General features: G+C 49.1%; 15 protein-coding genes. 7 read left to right on the top strand and 8 right to left on the bottom strand.

All coding sequences use genetic code 11. The features are described 5' to 3' along the window. The first annotated feature begins 108 nt into the window (after window positions 1–108). Together BM200_RS03710 and BM200_RS03705 are read left to right on the top strand one after the other, a co-directional pair. Complete coding sequence (locus tag BM200_RS03710; protein WP_091181434.1) at window positions 109–756, top strand: acetyltransferase; 648 nt, start codon at window positions 109–111, stop codon at window positions 754–756. 32 nt (window positions 757–788) lie between these two features. After that, complete coding sequence (locus tag BM200_RS03705) at window positions 789–1,907, top strand: DegT/DnrJ/EryC1/StrS family aminotransferase (protein ID WP_091181433.1); 1,119 nt, start codon at window positions 789–791, stop codon at window positions 1,905–1,907. 62 nt (window positions 1,908–1,969) lie between these two features. Here the strand turns inward: BM200_RS03705 and BM200_RS03700 are convergent, their stop codons facing one another. Together BM200_RS03700 and gmd are read right to left on the bottom strand one after the other, a co-directional pair. Beyond that, window positions 1,970–2,584 (bottom strand): ABC transporter substrate-binding protein, encoded by a 615-nt coding sequence (locus BM200_RS03700; RefSeq protein ID WP_175532724.1) that lies wholly within the window; start codon window positions 2,582–2,584, stop codon window positions 1,970–1,972. A gap of 172 nt (window positions 2,585–2,756) precedes the next feature. Continuing rightward, window positions 2,757–3,872, bottom strand: a complete 1,116-nt coding sequence (gene gmd, locus BM200_RS03695) for a GDP-mannose 4,6-dehydratase (protein WP_091183474.1) — start codon at window positions 3,870–3,872, stop codon at window positions 2,757–2,759. 371 nt (window positions 3,873–4,243) lie between these two features. Between gmd and BM200_RS03690 the strand changes: the two genes are divergently transcribed. Then, window positions 4,244–5,812, top strand: coding sequence for an FMN-binding glutamate synthase family protein (locus BM200_RS03690; RefSeq protein WP_091181429.1), 1,569 nt, complete (start codon window positions 4,244–4,246; stop codon window positions 5,810–5,812). A 21-nt stretch (window positions 5,813–5,833) separates the two neighbouring features. On the opposite strand, the gene BM200_RS03685 is transcribed toward BM200_RS03690, so the two are convergent. Continuing rightward, on the bottom strand, window positions 5,834–6,064 hold the full coding sequence (locus BM200_RS03685; protein WP_245772883.1) for a GNAT family N-acetyltransferase: 231 nt from the start codon (window positions 6,062–6,064) through the stop codon (window positions 5,834–5,836). After that, entirely contained in the window at window positions 6,033–6,164 is a 132-nt protein-coding gene (locus tag BM200_RS30580; protein WP_281248334.1) for a hypothetical protein, read from the bottom strand. The genes BM200_RS03685 and BM200_RS30580 overlap by 32 nt, the downstream gene beginning before the upstream one ends. Before the next feature lie 202 nt (window positions 6,165–6,366). Between BM200_RS30580 and kduI the strand changes: the two genes are divergently transcribed. Genes kduI through kduD form a run of 3 tightly spaced genes read left to right on the top strand, consistent with a single transcriptional unit; the run spans window position 6,367 to window position 8,723 of the window. Then, on the top strand, window positions 6,367–7,200 hold the full coding sequence (gene kduI, locus BM200_RS03680) for a 5-dehydro-4-deoxy-D-glucuronate isomerase (RefSeq protein ID WP_091181428.1): 834 nt from the start codon (window positions 6,367–6,369) through the stop codon (window positions 7,198–7,200). Between the two features lie 2 nt (window positions 7,201–7,202). Continuing rightward, complete coding sequence (locus BM200_RS03675) at window positions 7,203–7,970, top strand: DeoR/GlpR family DNA-binding transcription regulator (RefSeq protein ID WP_091181426.1); 768 nt, start codon at window positions 7,203–7,205, stop codon at window positions 7,968–7,970. Window positions 7,971–7,973: 3 nt separating this feature from the next. Further along, window positions 7,974–8,723 (top strand): 2-dehydro-3-deoxy-D-gluconate 5-dehydrogenase KduD, encoded by a 750-nt coding sequence (kduD, locus tag BM200_RS03670; RefSeq protein WP_091181424.1) that lies wholly within the window; start codon window positions 7,974–7,976, stop codon window positions 8,721–8,723. Window positions 8,724–8,907: 184 nt separating this feature from the next. Here the strand turns inward: kduD and BM200_RS03665 are convergent, their stop codons facing one another. Continuing rightward, complete coding sequence (locus BM200_RS03665; protein WP_091181421.1) at window positions 8,908–9,933, bottom strand: YheC/YheD family endospore coat-associated protein; 1,026 nt, start codon at window positions 9,931–9,933, stop codon at window positions 8,908–8,910. A 241-nt stretch (window positions 9,934–10,174) separates the two neighbouring features. Between BM200_RS03665 and BM200_RS29875 the strand changes: the two genes are divergently transcribed. Then, on the top strand, window positions 10,175–10,741 hold the full coding sequence (locus BM200_RS29875) for a hypothetical protein (RefSeq protein ID WP_175532723.1): 567 nt from the start codon (window positions 10,175–10,177) through the stop codon (window positions 10,739–10,741). Between the two features lie 308 nt (window positions 10,742–11,049). Here BM200_RS29875 and BM200_RS03655 read toward each other — a convergent pair whose 3' ends face one another. The 3 genes from BM200_RS03655 to BM200_RS03645 form a co-directional block, all read right to left on the bottom strand. Next, a complete protein-coding gene (locus BM200_RS03655; protein WP_091181417.1) occupies window positions 11,050–11,886 on the bottom strand; it encodes a carbohydrate ABC transporter permease in 837 nt (278 codons plus the stop codon). Window positions 11,887–11,890: 4 nt separating this feature from the next. After that, a complete protein-coding gene (locus tag BM200_RS03650; RefSeq protein WP_091181416.1) occupies window positions 11,891–12,784 on the bottom strand; it encodes a carbohydrate ABC transporter permease in 894 nt (297 codons plus the stop codon). Between the two features lie 181 nt (window positions 12,785–12,965). Then, window positions 12,966–14,297 carry an ABC transporter substrate-binding protein gene (locus tag BM200_RS03645; protein WP_091181415.1) on the bottom strand — a complete coding sequence of 444 codons (1,332 nt, stop codon included), beginning with the start codon at window positions 14,295–14,297 and terminating at the stop codon, window positions 12,966–12,968. Between the last annotated feature and the right edge of the window lie 93 nt (window positions 14,298–14,390).

The following is a 14,390-nucleotide window of genomic DNA, read 5'->3' as shown; positions in this document are numbered from 1 at the left end:
TATGGTGATTTCGACCATATTTACGGAATTAGACTCCTGTCTAACCGGAATTGAAGCATTTTATTACAACTTGAATATGATGGGATATGCGTAAAGGAGTCGATTGTTTTGTTTCATCATGCCTTGCCAAACAAAACCGTAATCATTGGCGCCGGCGGTCACGCCAAAGTGATTGTTGATATCCTGCGCCACGATCCGCATGTCGAACTGATCGGCTGCATCGGTCATGATCCACATGCCACCGTCCTTGGTCTGCCGGTCCTTGGAGGAGATGAGCTTCTTCCGGCGCTGCTGGAGCAGGGAGTCCGTCATGCCTTCGTCGCAATAGGCAACAATGCCAGACGTCACACTCTCGCGAGGCATGCTGAGTCTCTCGGGTTCGAGCTTGTTAATGCCATTAGTCCGCGTGCTTATCTGGCGTCCGGCGTCACACTCGGCACAGGAGTTGCTGTTATGCCGGGTTGTGTCATTCAGCCGGATACCCGAATCGGCTCATATAGCATCATTAATACAGGAGCTACTGTCGACCATGACGGGAATATCGGAATCGCCTGCCATATTGCGCCGGGCTGCCATTTATCCGGAAATGTCACGGTTGGCGATGAGTCTTTCCTTGGTACCGGCGTTTCGGTCATTGATGGCATGCAAATCGGAGAGAGCTGCATGATTGGTGCAGGAGCAGCCGTAATCCGGCCTATACCTTCCCATTCGCTTGCTGTTGGTGTACCTGCCATTATCAAACGTACATTGTCTTAAGAAGTAAGGTAACTCGGAGGGAGGCATAATTGATGGACAACAAATTTTATCCGGTTGCCGTTCCCGTATTTAACGGAAATGAGAAGAAATATGTAATGGACTGTATTGACTCTACCTGGATCTCTTCAGCCGGAAAATATATTAACGCATTCGAAGATAATTTCGCCGCTTATTGCGGCACCAAATATGCCATCTCCTGCAGCAACGGCACCACCGCCCTTCATCTGGCGCTGCTGGCGTTTGGTGTAGGACCTGGCGATGAGGTCATCGTTCCGACCGTCACCTTTATCGCTACCGCGAATGCCGTGGTTTACTGCGGTGCAACCCCGGTCTTTGTCGATTGTGAACCGGAGACCTGGAATCTCGATCCCGATAAGCTCGAGAGTCTCATCACGCCGCGCACCAAAGGCATTATTCCGGTTCATCTCTATGGCCATCCGGCCGATATGGACGCCGTCACCAGTGTCGCGCGCAAGCACGGCTTATTCATCCTGGAGGATGCTGCGGAGGCGCTTGGTGCGGAGTATAAAGGCAAACGGACCGGCTCGCTTGGCGATATCGCAACCTTCAGCCTATTCGGCAACAAGATTATAACAACCGGAGAAGGCGGCATGATCACAACCGATGATGAGCAGCTGGCAAGCAAGATGCGCACGCTTCGCGGCCAAGGCATCGATCCTGTACGCAAGTACTGGTTCCCGATTGTCGGTTACAACTACCGTCTGACCAATCTTCAGGCTGCCGTCGGCTGCGCCCAGCTGGAAAATGTAGGGTGGCATATCGGTGAACGGAAGAGAGTTGCAGCGCTCTATCACAAGAATCTGAAAGATGAGCCTTCTATTACTCTTCCTGTGGAGAAGCCATGGGCCAAGAACGTCTACTGGATGTTCAGCGTTCTCTTGAATGGCGCCGATGAAGACCGGCGGAATGAAATTATGGCTCAGTTGAAGGATGACGGGATAGAGACGCGGCCCTTCTTTTACCCGATGCATGTTTTGCCCCCTTACCTCGGCATGCAGCCGCATGAGCAGTTCCCGATTGCGAATCGCATCACCGCGCAAGGCTTTAACGTTCCTACTTACGGCGGACTAACCGAGCAGGATATTGAGCATATCTGCGACCGGATCAAAGCGCGGGTTCGCGGCGTGTAATGATTATATAGAAAAAGCCCATCTACTAATCCTCGCGGGATTTGCAGATGGGCTTTGCTAGTTTAAGGATTCATAATAGAGACAATCTCATCGAGCAAACGGTCCAGCGTCATGGGATCATCGTAGTTGAATTTGCTATCCAGTGTATATACATGATTTTCTTTTACTGCCGGAATCGACTTCCAGAGACCGCTACCCGTCAATGTTGCTTGCCTTGCTGTAGTTTCGTCACTGCTGTCGGTCAGAAGGAATACATAGTCTCCCATATAGTCAGGAAGCACTTCATCGGATACGTCGATAAATCTTTCGTTGCCGCTAACCAGTTTGTCAACGCCTTTGGCAGGAGTAAATCCTAATTGGCCGAACAAGGTTGTATTAAGGCCTTTATTCCCCATAATGTACATGTCTTGTCCTAAGATCAGCAAGGAAGTTGCCGTATCGTCATCCTTCATGTTCAGCTTGGTCTTCGTTGCGGCGACCTTCTCCTCGTACTTTGCGAACCATTCGTCATACTCTTTGGTTTTACCAAGCAGGTCTGCCAGATGACTTACGCGTTCCTTGGTCTGAAAAGTTCCATCAAGTCCAAACACAACCGTTGGAGCAATCTTGCTCAGAGCTGCCAGTCCCTCTTCATCCCAGTCATCAAAAATAATCAGGTCCGGCTGCAGCTCCAGCACCTTCTCGGAGGAATACGGATAACCGACGTCTGTAATTCCTTCGGTCAGATCCGGGTAGGCAATTTGGCTTGCGATTACAGTCAGGGTAGCACCAGATTATAGGGAATTTTTATCCATTCGGCAAGAGGGAAAATGAAAAAAGCTGCCTCTGCGAGGACAGCTCTCTTCTTGCTTATTCCATATCCAGACTTACATCATACCCAAGCTTGCGCAAGTCGACTACACGGCGAGCTTCCTCCAGGTCGCCGGCCACCATCTCGCTGACGAGATCCTGCAGGCTGCTTACCGGCTGCCATCCCAGCTTGGTCCGCGCTTTTGTCGAATCCCCGATCAGCAGCTCGACCTCCGAAGGCCGGTAGAACCGAGGATCTACCTTCACCACAACCGTCCCTTCCGGGAGCTGAAATGACGGATTGCCGCAGGATACCACATAGCCGTATTCCTCTGCCCCTTGCCCGTCAAAGGCTACTTCAATACCCGCTTCCGCAAAAGCAAGACGGACAAATTCCCTAACCTCCGTCGTTTCTCCGGTTGCAATGACATAATCCTCTGCAACATCCTGTTGGAGAATCCGGTACATCGCGTCAACATAGTCTCGGGCATGACCCCAGTCACGCTTCGCCGACAGGTTGCCAAGTGCCAGCACGTCTTGCAATCCGTAAGCAATCCGCGCTACGGCACGGGTTATTTTACGGGTAACGAATGTTTCACCGCGAACCGGGCTCTCGTGATTAAACAAGATTCCGTTGCAGGCATACATATTGTATGCTTCACGGTAGTTCACGGTAATCCAATAGCCGTACAGCTTCGCTACGGCATAGGGGCTCCGTGGATAGAACGGCGTCGTTTCGCTTTGCGGCACCGCCTGCACCAGCCCGTAAAGCTCAGAGGTAGAAGCCTGATAAATTCTGGTCTTCTCCGTTAATCCGAGAATGCGGATCGCTTCAAGCAGCCGCAAAGTACCGATTCCATCCGCATTAGCTGTGTATTCCGGTGAGTCGAAGCTGACATGGACATGGCTCATAGCCGCCAAATTATAAATCTCGTCCGGCTGAATATCTTGGACTAATCGAACCAAGTTGGTGGAATCCGTCAAATCTCCGTAATGAAGTACCAGCTTCCGTCCGGTTTTATTCGCTTCATCGGCAATCCGGTCGATACGACCGGTATTAGCGAGCGAACTCCGGCGTCTAAGTCCATGTACGGTGTACCCCTTTGCAAGCAGTAGCTCTGCCAGGTACATCCCGTCCTGTCCGGTAATCCCTGTAATGAAGGCGACCTTGTTCATGGTTCCCTCCGTCATCATCATATTGAGCAGGTCAGACCCCTGCTATCTCCAATATGGTATGACAGGACAATCTGCCACGGCACCCTACAAAGAACCATTTTTAGCCAAAATGAAAAACTGCGCTTAATATAAGTACTATCGCCAGAACTACATACAAAATGAGGGAAATAAGCAATGTTGTCCGTCTATTCATAGCACCGTCCCCTTTAGCATCGATATACGCTTTCAGTATATGCGGGCGGGACATTCGCTGAGATTGTACGGCGGTTATTTTTGTACGTGCAGCTTTGGCGCGGAAGGTATCCCCCCTCTCGCTGTGATATAATGGATGCCTGTGACGTTATTTCTCCAACCGGGAGGGTTTACTGTTTATGCTGCTTACCATTTTGCTTATTCTGGTCGCCATTATTGCGCTGCCTCCGCTTATCTTCTTCAGCTATATGTATGCATTGTCAAAGAAACCAAAGCATTCCATTATCCGATCGCATCCGTTTCTTGGCTGGCTACGCTATTTGCTTGAAAAACTGGGTCCCGAATTCCGCCAATACTGGTTCGATAATGATACGGAAGGCAGACCGTTCTCACGGGCGGATTTCGTTGGCGTTGTGTATGCAGCCAAGTACCGGACCGATCTGATCTCCTTTGGCGGCCGGCGGGATTACGAGAAGCCCGGCTTTTATTTATCCAACGCCATGTTTCCGAAATTAACGAGCGAGCTGAAGATCGACAACCAGACCATGCTGCCTGGCAAAAAATATGTCATTACCGACGAAGGCGTCTTTACTCGGCAGGAGAAGTTTATCGACGAAAAGGTAAGACCTTGGCTCTTGCATGATGAAGACGCCCTAATTGTTGGGGAAAACCGGGAACAGCCGTGGACGCTGAAAGGATTATTTGGCGCTTCGGCTACATCCTTTGGAGCGGTTGGCGAGAACTATATCCAGTCCACCGGCAGCGGAGCTTTCATGGCTGGAGGATCGTGGATTAATACGGGCGAAGGCGGCGTAGCTGATGTCCACCTGTCAACCGGCGTTGATGTCGTGTCCCAGATCGGTCCTGGCCTCTATGGCTTCCGGGATGATGCCGGCCAATTCTCCATTGAAGCGTTCAAGCGCAAAGCCAGTCATTCCAACATCAAAGCCTTCGAGCTCAAATTCCATCAAGGTGCGAAGATTCGCGGCGGACATCTGGAAGGCTCCAAGGTAAATGAAAAGGTTGCGGCGGCGCGCCTCGTACCAATCGGCAAAACCGTCAATTCCCCGAACCGCTTCGAGTTTCTCACTCGGCCCGAGGAAGCGCTGGAGTTCATCCGGACGCTGCAGCAGGAGGGCGGCAAGCCGATTGGGATTAAGATTGTTGTTGGTGATCCAAAGCGGTTAGAGCCTTTCTTCCAGGCGATGCTCGACATGGATATCTACCCGGACTTCATCACGGTAGACGGCTCCGAAGGCGGCTCCGGAGCTACCTTCAAAGCGATGGCCGACGGCATGGGCCTCCCCTTATTCGCGGGACTGCTTATCCTGGATGACACGGCACGCAAGTTCGGCATTCGCGACAGGTTCAAAATTTTCGCCTCCGGCAAGCTCATCACCCCGGATAAAGTCGCTATTGCCTTGGCGCTTGGCGCGGATGCCGTCAACTCGGCCCGGGGCTTTATGATGGCGAACGGCTGCATCATGGCGCTCCAATGTCACACTGGCAAATGTCCGGCAGGGGTTACGACGACCGACGATAAGTACCAGGAAGCGCTCGCTCCGGAAGAAAAGCAGTGGCGTGTCATGAACTACATCCTCCAGATGCGGGAAGGCCTCTTCTCCCTCGCCGCAGCGTGCGGCCTGAACAGCCCCCGCGAATTCCGCCGGGAGCATGTTGTGTTTATGACCGATAACGGTCACACGGACCGCGTGGTGGATTTGTATCCGTATCCGGAACCGGTATAATGATAAAACCCGCTAGATGATCTAGCGGGTTTTATCTATTTTATAATAATGAAAGTTCTCTTCTTCGATCTTGACCTTCTTTTTAAGCGAAAATCCGCTCTTCTCAATAACACGCATGGAGGCCGTATTACGGATATGGGCCAGTGCAATCAAACTGTCAATTTTCGTATGCTGGAACAAGTAATCCATCATTCCTTTCACTGCTTGTGTGGTATAGCCTTTATTCCGGTGCTGCCGGGATATTGCGTACATGACCTCTCGCTCCGGAAAGGGAAGCTCGTCTTTGATCCCCGTCGTCTATGGCATACTCCCTCAAATAGATTTCCTCGCAATCAATTCGGACCTGACTCATTGTATCCCCCTCCCCTCTAATCCATCTCTACCTTCACTATATCAAGCACCAGAGGCCTTTACTGCACCTCGTTTCATTAAAAATAAACTTTCCCGTTCGAATTAAAGGTTGCAAATCCACATGCATCGCCTTAAAATGAACTTATACGAACTTAAATAAACTTACTTAAACAAATTATTCGAACAATGGAGGTTATTTTATTATGGAAATCCGTTACGCTTCGCACCCGCAAGAGGTTAAAGCTTTTGATACCAGTCGTCTTCGTCAAGAGTTCCTGCTCGAAACCCTTTTCGTTCAAGACCAGCTGACTCTTACTTACTCACACGTTGACCGCTTTATCATTGGCGGCGCTGTTCCTGTCAACCAAGCTGTCAAGCTTGAAGCAGATACAAAAACGATGGGTGCTGCAACCTTCCTGGAGCGCCGCGAGATCGGTATTATTAACGTCGGCGGCCGCGGTACGGTTACGGTAGACGGCACGGCTTACGATATGGAATCCAAAGACTGCCTCTACATCGGTCTTGGCGCAGCGGAAGTTGTGTTTACTAGCGCTGATGCGGCTAGTCCGGCTAAGTTCTACTTGAACTCGACACCGGCTCACAAAAACTACCCGACGGTAAAAGCCTCGATCAGCGAAGCTTCCCCGAATCATCTGGGTGCACTCAACACAAACAATGAACGTACGATCTACCGTTACATTCATACAGGCGGTATCCAAAGCTGCCAGCTGGTGATGGGTCTTACTATGCTGAAGCCAGGCAGCAACTGGAACACGATGCCGTGCCATACCCATAACCGCCGCTCTGAAGTATATCTGTATTTCGATATGCAAGAAGACGGCAACGTCTTCCACTTCATGGGCGAGCCGCAAGAAACACGCCATCTTGTTGTACGCAACGAGCAAGCTATCCTGTCGCCTAGCTGGTCCATTCACAGCGGAGTAGGCACAAGTGCATATACATTCATCTGGGGCATGGCTGGCGAGAACCAAATCTTCGAAGATATGGATGCGGTCGCGCCTCAAGACTTGAGATAACAATGAATGTTATTCGCAGACATGAATTAATTATGGAAGCCCTGCTGGCCAGCCGCGAAGTTACCGTTCAGGAATTAAGCGAACGACTGAATGTGACGGGCAAGACGATTCGCGAGGATCTGGCAAGGCTTGAGGAAAAAGGACTGCTCCTCCGTATTCACGGGGGAGCAGTCCTTGCCCAAAGCGACCAGCTTGGCATCTTGTCTCAGCAAGAGGCGCCCGTGCGGCATGCCTCAGCCAAGACTGAGATTGCTGAGCTGGCACTAGCTTTTATTGAAACCGGCGATATTATCGCTTTGGACGGCGGCAGCACGACAATTGAGATTGCGAAGAGGCTTCCCAATCGGCCGCTTACCGTCGTAACCAATGACGTTCATATTATCGCCGAGCTGTCTCGTAAGGATGTAATTCAACTGGTTGTGCCCGGAGGCTACCGCGTCCGCAATATGCTGGCAGGGGCTGAAGCGGAAGCTTACATCCGGAAGCTGAATATCAAGAAAGCATTCCTGTCCGCAACAGGCGTTCATGCTGAATTTGGATTTACGATTTATACGGGTGAGTTGACCGTATTCAAACGGGCCCTGCTCGAGACTGCTCAAACCTCTTATGTGGTTGTTGATCATCACAAATTTGGCCAAGGCGCCTTGTTTACCTTTGCAGACTTTCATGAAATTACAACGATCATTACCGACTCGGGGATATCGGCGGATACAGCTGAACAGTATCGGCAGGCCGGCGCGAATCTCTCGATCTATGAAAGGATGAATTAATCGATGTTATTTGATCTGACAGGCAAAACAGCAGTAGTAACCGGTACGTCCGGCGGCCTTGGCCAAGCCATGGCACTCGGACTGGCAGAAGCAGGCGCATCCATCGTAGCGATCTCTTCTTCGAATAGTAAGGCTACTGTTGAAAAGATTCGTGCTATTGGCGGGCAAGCAGAGGAAATTTCAGCCGATCTGAGCAATGCGGACATTCTGGAAGATGTATTTAACCAAGCACGCGGATTTTTCGGTCAAGTGGATATTCTCGTGAACAACGCGGGCATTATCCGCCGTACGCCAGCCGCGGAACATTCCTCTAAAGACTGGTATGACGTCATTGACCTGAACCTGAACTCGGTCTTCTTCCTCAGCCAATTGGCTGGCCGTCATATGCTTGAGCGCGGCAGCGGCAAAATTATCAATATCGCTTCGATGCTCAGCTATCAAGGCGGCATTAACGTACCCGGTTACACAGCGAGCAAGCATGCCGTAGCTGGCGTAACGAAGGCTCTTGCTAACGAGTGGGCCGGCCGAGGCGTTAATGTGAACGCTATTGCTCCAGGCTACATGACGACTAACAATACGGCTCCTATCCTGAAGGATGAAGCGCGTACGAACGCCATCACCGAACGCATTCCAGCCGGCCGCTGGGGTACGCCGGATGACCTGAAAGGTCCGGTTGTATTCCTGGCCTCCGCTGCCTCGGACTACTTGAGCGGCCATGTCCTCAACGTAGACGGCGGCTGGATGGGTCGATAATAACAAAAAACGCCCCTGAATGCGAAACGAGCCTAAGAAGCGATTCTTAGGCTCGTTTTTCTGTAGTTATTTTCTCGTTCATTAAAAGCAGACTTTGAAGTGGTCTCATCTTGGATACTTTCGTGTTCCATCACTTAAAGGCGAGTAACCCTGCCAAGCCCCACTCCATATATTAAACCATCGGTCAGGATCTGTGCTTGCACAAATATTGCGCATATTGCATCGGTCTTATATAGACCGCACTTTGCTTACTAATGCCATTATATAGTGTTTTTTGAGGCTTTCCGTTTAGCTCAATGATCCACGCATGTTCATCTTTGTCCAAAGCAAAATCTACGCTAAATTCTCCTAAATGATAAGCGGTGTTTTCGTCCATTATTTCAGCGCTTCTTAAACTGATGTCGTAAATGGATTGTGTGATACGGTCAGCTTTATCGGGAGAATACAGACGGCCTAGTATTTCTTGCGATAAACAGACTTTATCGTAGATACTTGTATTAAAACTGCCTTTAGACGCAATCCGGCTAACAAGATTGGTGACCGACCATAATCCATTCTCATTTTTTTGTACGAGTGCCCGGATATCGAAAACTCGGTCATCTACTTGTTGTATAGAGATACCTTCTTGCATGATGTAGGGTGTGGAGCCAAGTATCGTTTGTATGCTTTCCTGAAATTGCTGCGTGTCTTGGAAGATGATTTCCGGCGAAAAATAGTGATGGCCCATGTGGATTTCACCTGAAGCTTTCATTTCTACTCGAACTACGCCTTTTCCTTGATGGCCATAACAAGGTTTAAAGTATAGTTCATTATGAACCTTTAGCAATTGAACGGCGTTCTCTTTGTCGAAGGGAACGGTTGCCGGCAAATAATCAGAAAGCCATCTGTTTAAATTTGAATAGATTTCTTGTTTATTGAATTGATTAATATGATTAAAGCATTTATTGATGCCTATTACTGCCCCCAAACGTTCAATGAGTAGTTGATCGGTATTATAACAACGGTTGTAGACTACTTTGGGGAATGGAAAATCACCTATCACCCATCTGCCGTTGGATTGATGAAGCCCTGTGACACGCTTTCGCCTCCAGTTGATGGAGGATGGAGTAAAACAAAATAATTTCAGATTCATTGTATTGGACTGAAGATATTGCTTAAGAACATTCTTCCGTTGCTTACGGCTTGCAACCAAAATGCCTACCAAACTCATTATTTTCCTCCACAATCTAATATAGAAAATCATATAAACAATGTATGTGAAGAAACGGATAATGCTTGGACAACAATACATTCTAAGAAAAAAAAATTTTTGTGTACTTGCAATTAATTTTATCTACGGGAATATCTTGTTTTGTGGCCGCAATGGAAGGAAGCATTTAGTTAATCTCGTACCATCGGGCTTCATAGTCTTCATGCTCGCTAAATAGTTAATAAGGAGTGTGCATACCAAGATGGGTAGATTACCAGGTCCTCCGGGACCTCCAGGGCCTCAAGGGCCAGCAGGACCACAAGGGCCAACAGGACCACAAGGGCCAGCAGGAGCACAAGGGCCAGCAGGAGCACAAGGTGCTCAAGGTGCTCAAGGTGCTCAAGGTGCTCAAGGACCAGCTGGACCACCAGGGCTTTTAACTGGATTTGATTGTGCACAGTATGCCGGCGCACCGCCAATTATTTTGTCCTTAGCAGCACCAACTGCTACAGTTTTAACGGTTGCAGCAACTGTGGCTGAACCTAGTAACACCGTTTGGTTGACCGGCTACGTAACATGGACACCGAGTGCTAACAATCTAACTTTAACTGTAGACATCGTTCGTGATGATGGAGTTGTCATTGCTACTGCGATCGATACAGGATCGATGGCTAACAGTCCATATACTCTTGCTATCACGACATGTGATGAAGCGCCATTGACCGGCACTCATACCTATACTTTGCGGGCTACAGGGAATATGGTGGCTGGTGGGCAAACCATTACAATAAACTTTGCTGGTCTTACCGCTGCAGTTTTAACCACTTAATAATCGAGAAGTGATTATTTTCCAGCGGCAGTACTTCTTGTCTGCCGCTGGATAAATCATTCTAAATTTCGGGAAATGAACACCCAATTACTTACATCAAATGTATGTCAAATTGTTCCATTAGCGCGAAAGCTCCTATCTTTTGAGAGCCCCGCAAAACGAATTCTGATCTGTAAAAAACAACCCAGTACTCATAAGTTATGGGTTTGTTTTATACTAAAAAAAAGCAAAAAAAGCACATGAGCGCCTGCGCAAGAAAAAAGCTGCCCGAGATCAAAACTCTCAGGCAGCTTTTCCTTTTATTCCTATTATTTCAGACCGCTTGTACTAATCCCTTCCACGATATGCTTCTGGAAGAAGAAGAAAATCGCGAATACGGGCAGCAGGCTGACAATCGACATCGCGAACATCGCACCCCAGTTGGAGAGTGTCTCGGCATCGAGATACATCTTGAGTGCCATCGATACCGTGTACATCGAAGGTTTGTTCAGATAGAGCAATGGACCAATCAGGTCCTCCCAGCGCCAGTAGAACGAGAAGATTGCGGCCGTTGCCATTGCCGGAATAATAAGCGGCAGAATAATGCGGTAGAACAATCTGAACTTGCCGCAGCCGTCAATGGTTGCCGCTTCATCGAGCTCGCCTGGAATCGTCCGGATAAATTGCACCATCAGGAAGATAAAGAACGGGGCTCCAAAGTACGCCGGAATGACAATCGGTTTGATCGAATTGAGCCAGTGAAGCTTGGAGAACAGGATGTACTGTGGGACAAGCGTTACGTCATGCGGCAGCATCAGCGTAACCATCATGATGGCGAACCAGAATTTTTTGCCCCGGAAATTCAGCCTGCCGAAGCCAAATGCGACTAATGCGGAAGACAATACCGCGCCAATGGTTGCCAGAACAACCAGGATAAGCGTGTTGTAGATGTAGGTTCCAAACGAATGGCCGCCAATACCGGCCCAGCCATCCGAGTAGTTCGTCCAGATCCAATGATCCGGAATCAGGCTGCCGGAGGTCGTAAAGATCGTCTCGCTTTTCTTGAAGGAGCTCATGAGGAGCCAGATCACAGGATAGATCATCAAGATTGCGCCGCCGGCTGCAAAAATATGATAAATCGGCCATCTCCATTTTTTCGCTATCATGTGCTTACCCCTCCTTCGACTCGTAATGAACCCAGTATTTGGATGACAGGAACAACACTGCGGTCAGAACCGATACGATAATCAGCATGATCCAGGCCATTGCCGAAGCCGTACCCATATCGAAGAATTGGAAGCCTTGACGGAACAGGTAAAGCGAATAGAGCAAGGTGCCGTCCAGCGGACCGCCTGTCCCCTTGGAAATGATATAAGCAGGAACAAACGTCATGAAAGCGCCGATAGTTTGCATAATTGCGTTAAACAATATGATCGGTGTCAGCATAGGCACCGTTATTTTAAAGAATCGGTTAAGACCATTTGCGCCGTCTACGCTTGCAGCCTCATATAAGCTCGCGGGAATGTTCTTCAGACCAGCCAGGAAAATAAGCATGGAAGAACCGAACTGCCAAGCCGACAACGTAATAAGCATCCAGAGCGCAGCCATTGGATCAGCAAACCATCTTACCGCATCCAGGCCAACAGCTTCAAGCATTACATTAATAATCCCTTTATCGCCGTACAGGTTGCGCCACATGATAGATACGGCTACGCTGCCGCCGATAATGGATGGAAGATAAAACAAGGTCCGATACACGCCGACCGCTTTCGATGCGGTATTAAGCAGCATGGCAACCATAAGCGCGAAGAACAGACGAAGCGGAACGCCGATAAAGACATACAGGAATGTGACTTTGAGCGATTTCCAGAACTTCTTGTCATTCGTAAAGAGATCATGGTAATTATCAAAGCCTATCCACGAAGGGGTTGTAAACAGATCATAATCGGTAAACGACAAATAGAGGGAAGCTAAAATCGGAACAAACGTAAATACCAAAAAACCGACAACAAATGGGCTGATAAACGCATAGCCCGTTATATCTTTCTTCAAAGCCACTTTCATTTACACCAACTCCTGCACAAGATTCGCTGCCAACAAGCGTAAACGGCTCGCCGTCCTTTGGAGGAGCAGCACACGTTTCGCCAGAAATATAAGCACAGTATTATGAAACTTATATTTTAAATAAGCCCTGTATAAAGGATGGCTGGCCGCTAATGGCCAGCCATCCCCTGCCTGTTATTCCTTATTTGTTCTTGGCTAATATCGCATTGGCTTCCTCGCGGAATTGCTTGGCTGCTTCCTCGGCAGTGATCTGCTGGAAGTCCATTTGCTCCGCAAGCGAGCTGAACAAGGTAATGATTTCGGCTGTGCCGATTGGATCCGGCGGATCCATCGGGGAGCTGTTCTCTTGTGCCCAAGCGACATAATCGAATACTTGCTGCTGAGCCGGCTCAAGCGTAGGCTTGATGGCCTCAATGACTTTGCTGTTTACAGGTACGCCTCGGTCTCCTTTGATCAGCTTGTTCGCTTCAACATCATTTACGAAGAAGTTGATAAAGTCGGCAGCCGCTTCTTTATGCTTGGAGTTCTGAGCAACCGAGAAGTACATGCTTGGCTTCAGATAGAGGCCTTTCTCGCGATCCGGACCCGGCATATTCGCCATTTCGAGCGGACGGTTTGCAACTTGCTGAATGCCGACGAATTGGTTCGTCCATTGCCAGATCCCTACTTGCTGGTTCTTAACCATCAGATCATCTTCCAGACCTTTAATTTGTGCTTTCACGTCTGGCGGCGGAGTATCTCCGTCTTTCACAAGCTGCGACAGCGGCTTGAAGTAATCGACGAACAGCTGATCATCCTCATAGCCAAGTGCCGTACCTTCCGCATTATAGAGATGCTGGCCTTTCGTACGAAGATAGTAGCCGAAGAATACTTCTGGACGGAAGCCGTTATCGAAGTAGAGTCCCGCTTCTTTTGCTTTTGATGCCAGTGCGAAGTAGTCATCCCAAGTCCAGTCATCTGCCGGCTTGTCTACACCCAGCTTCTTCAGAAGCTCGGGATCGTATTGGAAGTTTACCGTATTTACGCCGAGGTTAAAGCCATAAAGCTTGTCGCCTACTTTACCGCCGGAGATCGCGTTCTCCGAAATATCTGTCGTGTCGATCTGGTTGTTCAGGTAAGGCGTAAGATCGGCAAGCTGCCCTTTCGAGCCGTATTGCGACAGGTACGAAATATCCATCTGCACAATGTCCGGCAGTTCGCTTGCAGCTGCTTCCGGAGCCAGCTTCTTCCAGTAGTCATCAAAGTTAGCGTATTCGGATTCGATCTTCACATTTGGATGAGCTGCCTCGTACATTTTGATTACTTCAAGTGTGTAATCATGACGAGGCTGCGAGCCCCACCAGGCAATTCGGAGCGTAACATTTTCCCCTGCATCCGATTTCCCCGCATTTGCTGAAGTGCTTGCATTAGCATTGGCGGCTTGATTTGCGTTATTATTGTTGTTGCCTCCGCCGCATGCCGTAAGAGTCGTAGCCAAGATGAGTGCGATTGCTGCTGATAGCTTCTTTCCCATGTTTCTGGCGCCCCTTCCTCAAACCATGTAAGTGTTTACATTTCCTATAGTACAGCCAAAAAGAAGAGGCCGGAATCGAATAACCAGTGATTT

Origin of the sequence: Paenibacillus catalpae, from assembly GCF_900112695.1 — a bacterium.
In the GTDB taxonomy this organism is placed as follows: domain Bacteria; phylum Bacillota; class Bacilli; order Paenibacillales; family Paenibacillaceae; genus Pristimantibacillus; species Pristimantibacillus catalpae.
This window is presented reverse-complemented; position numbering and strand designations above follow the sequence as displayed.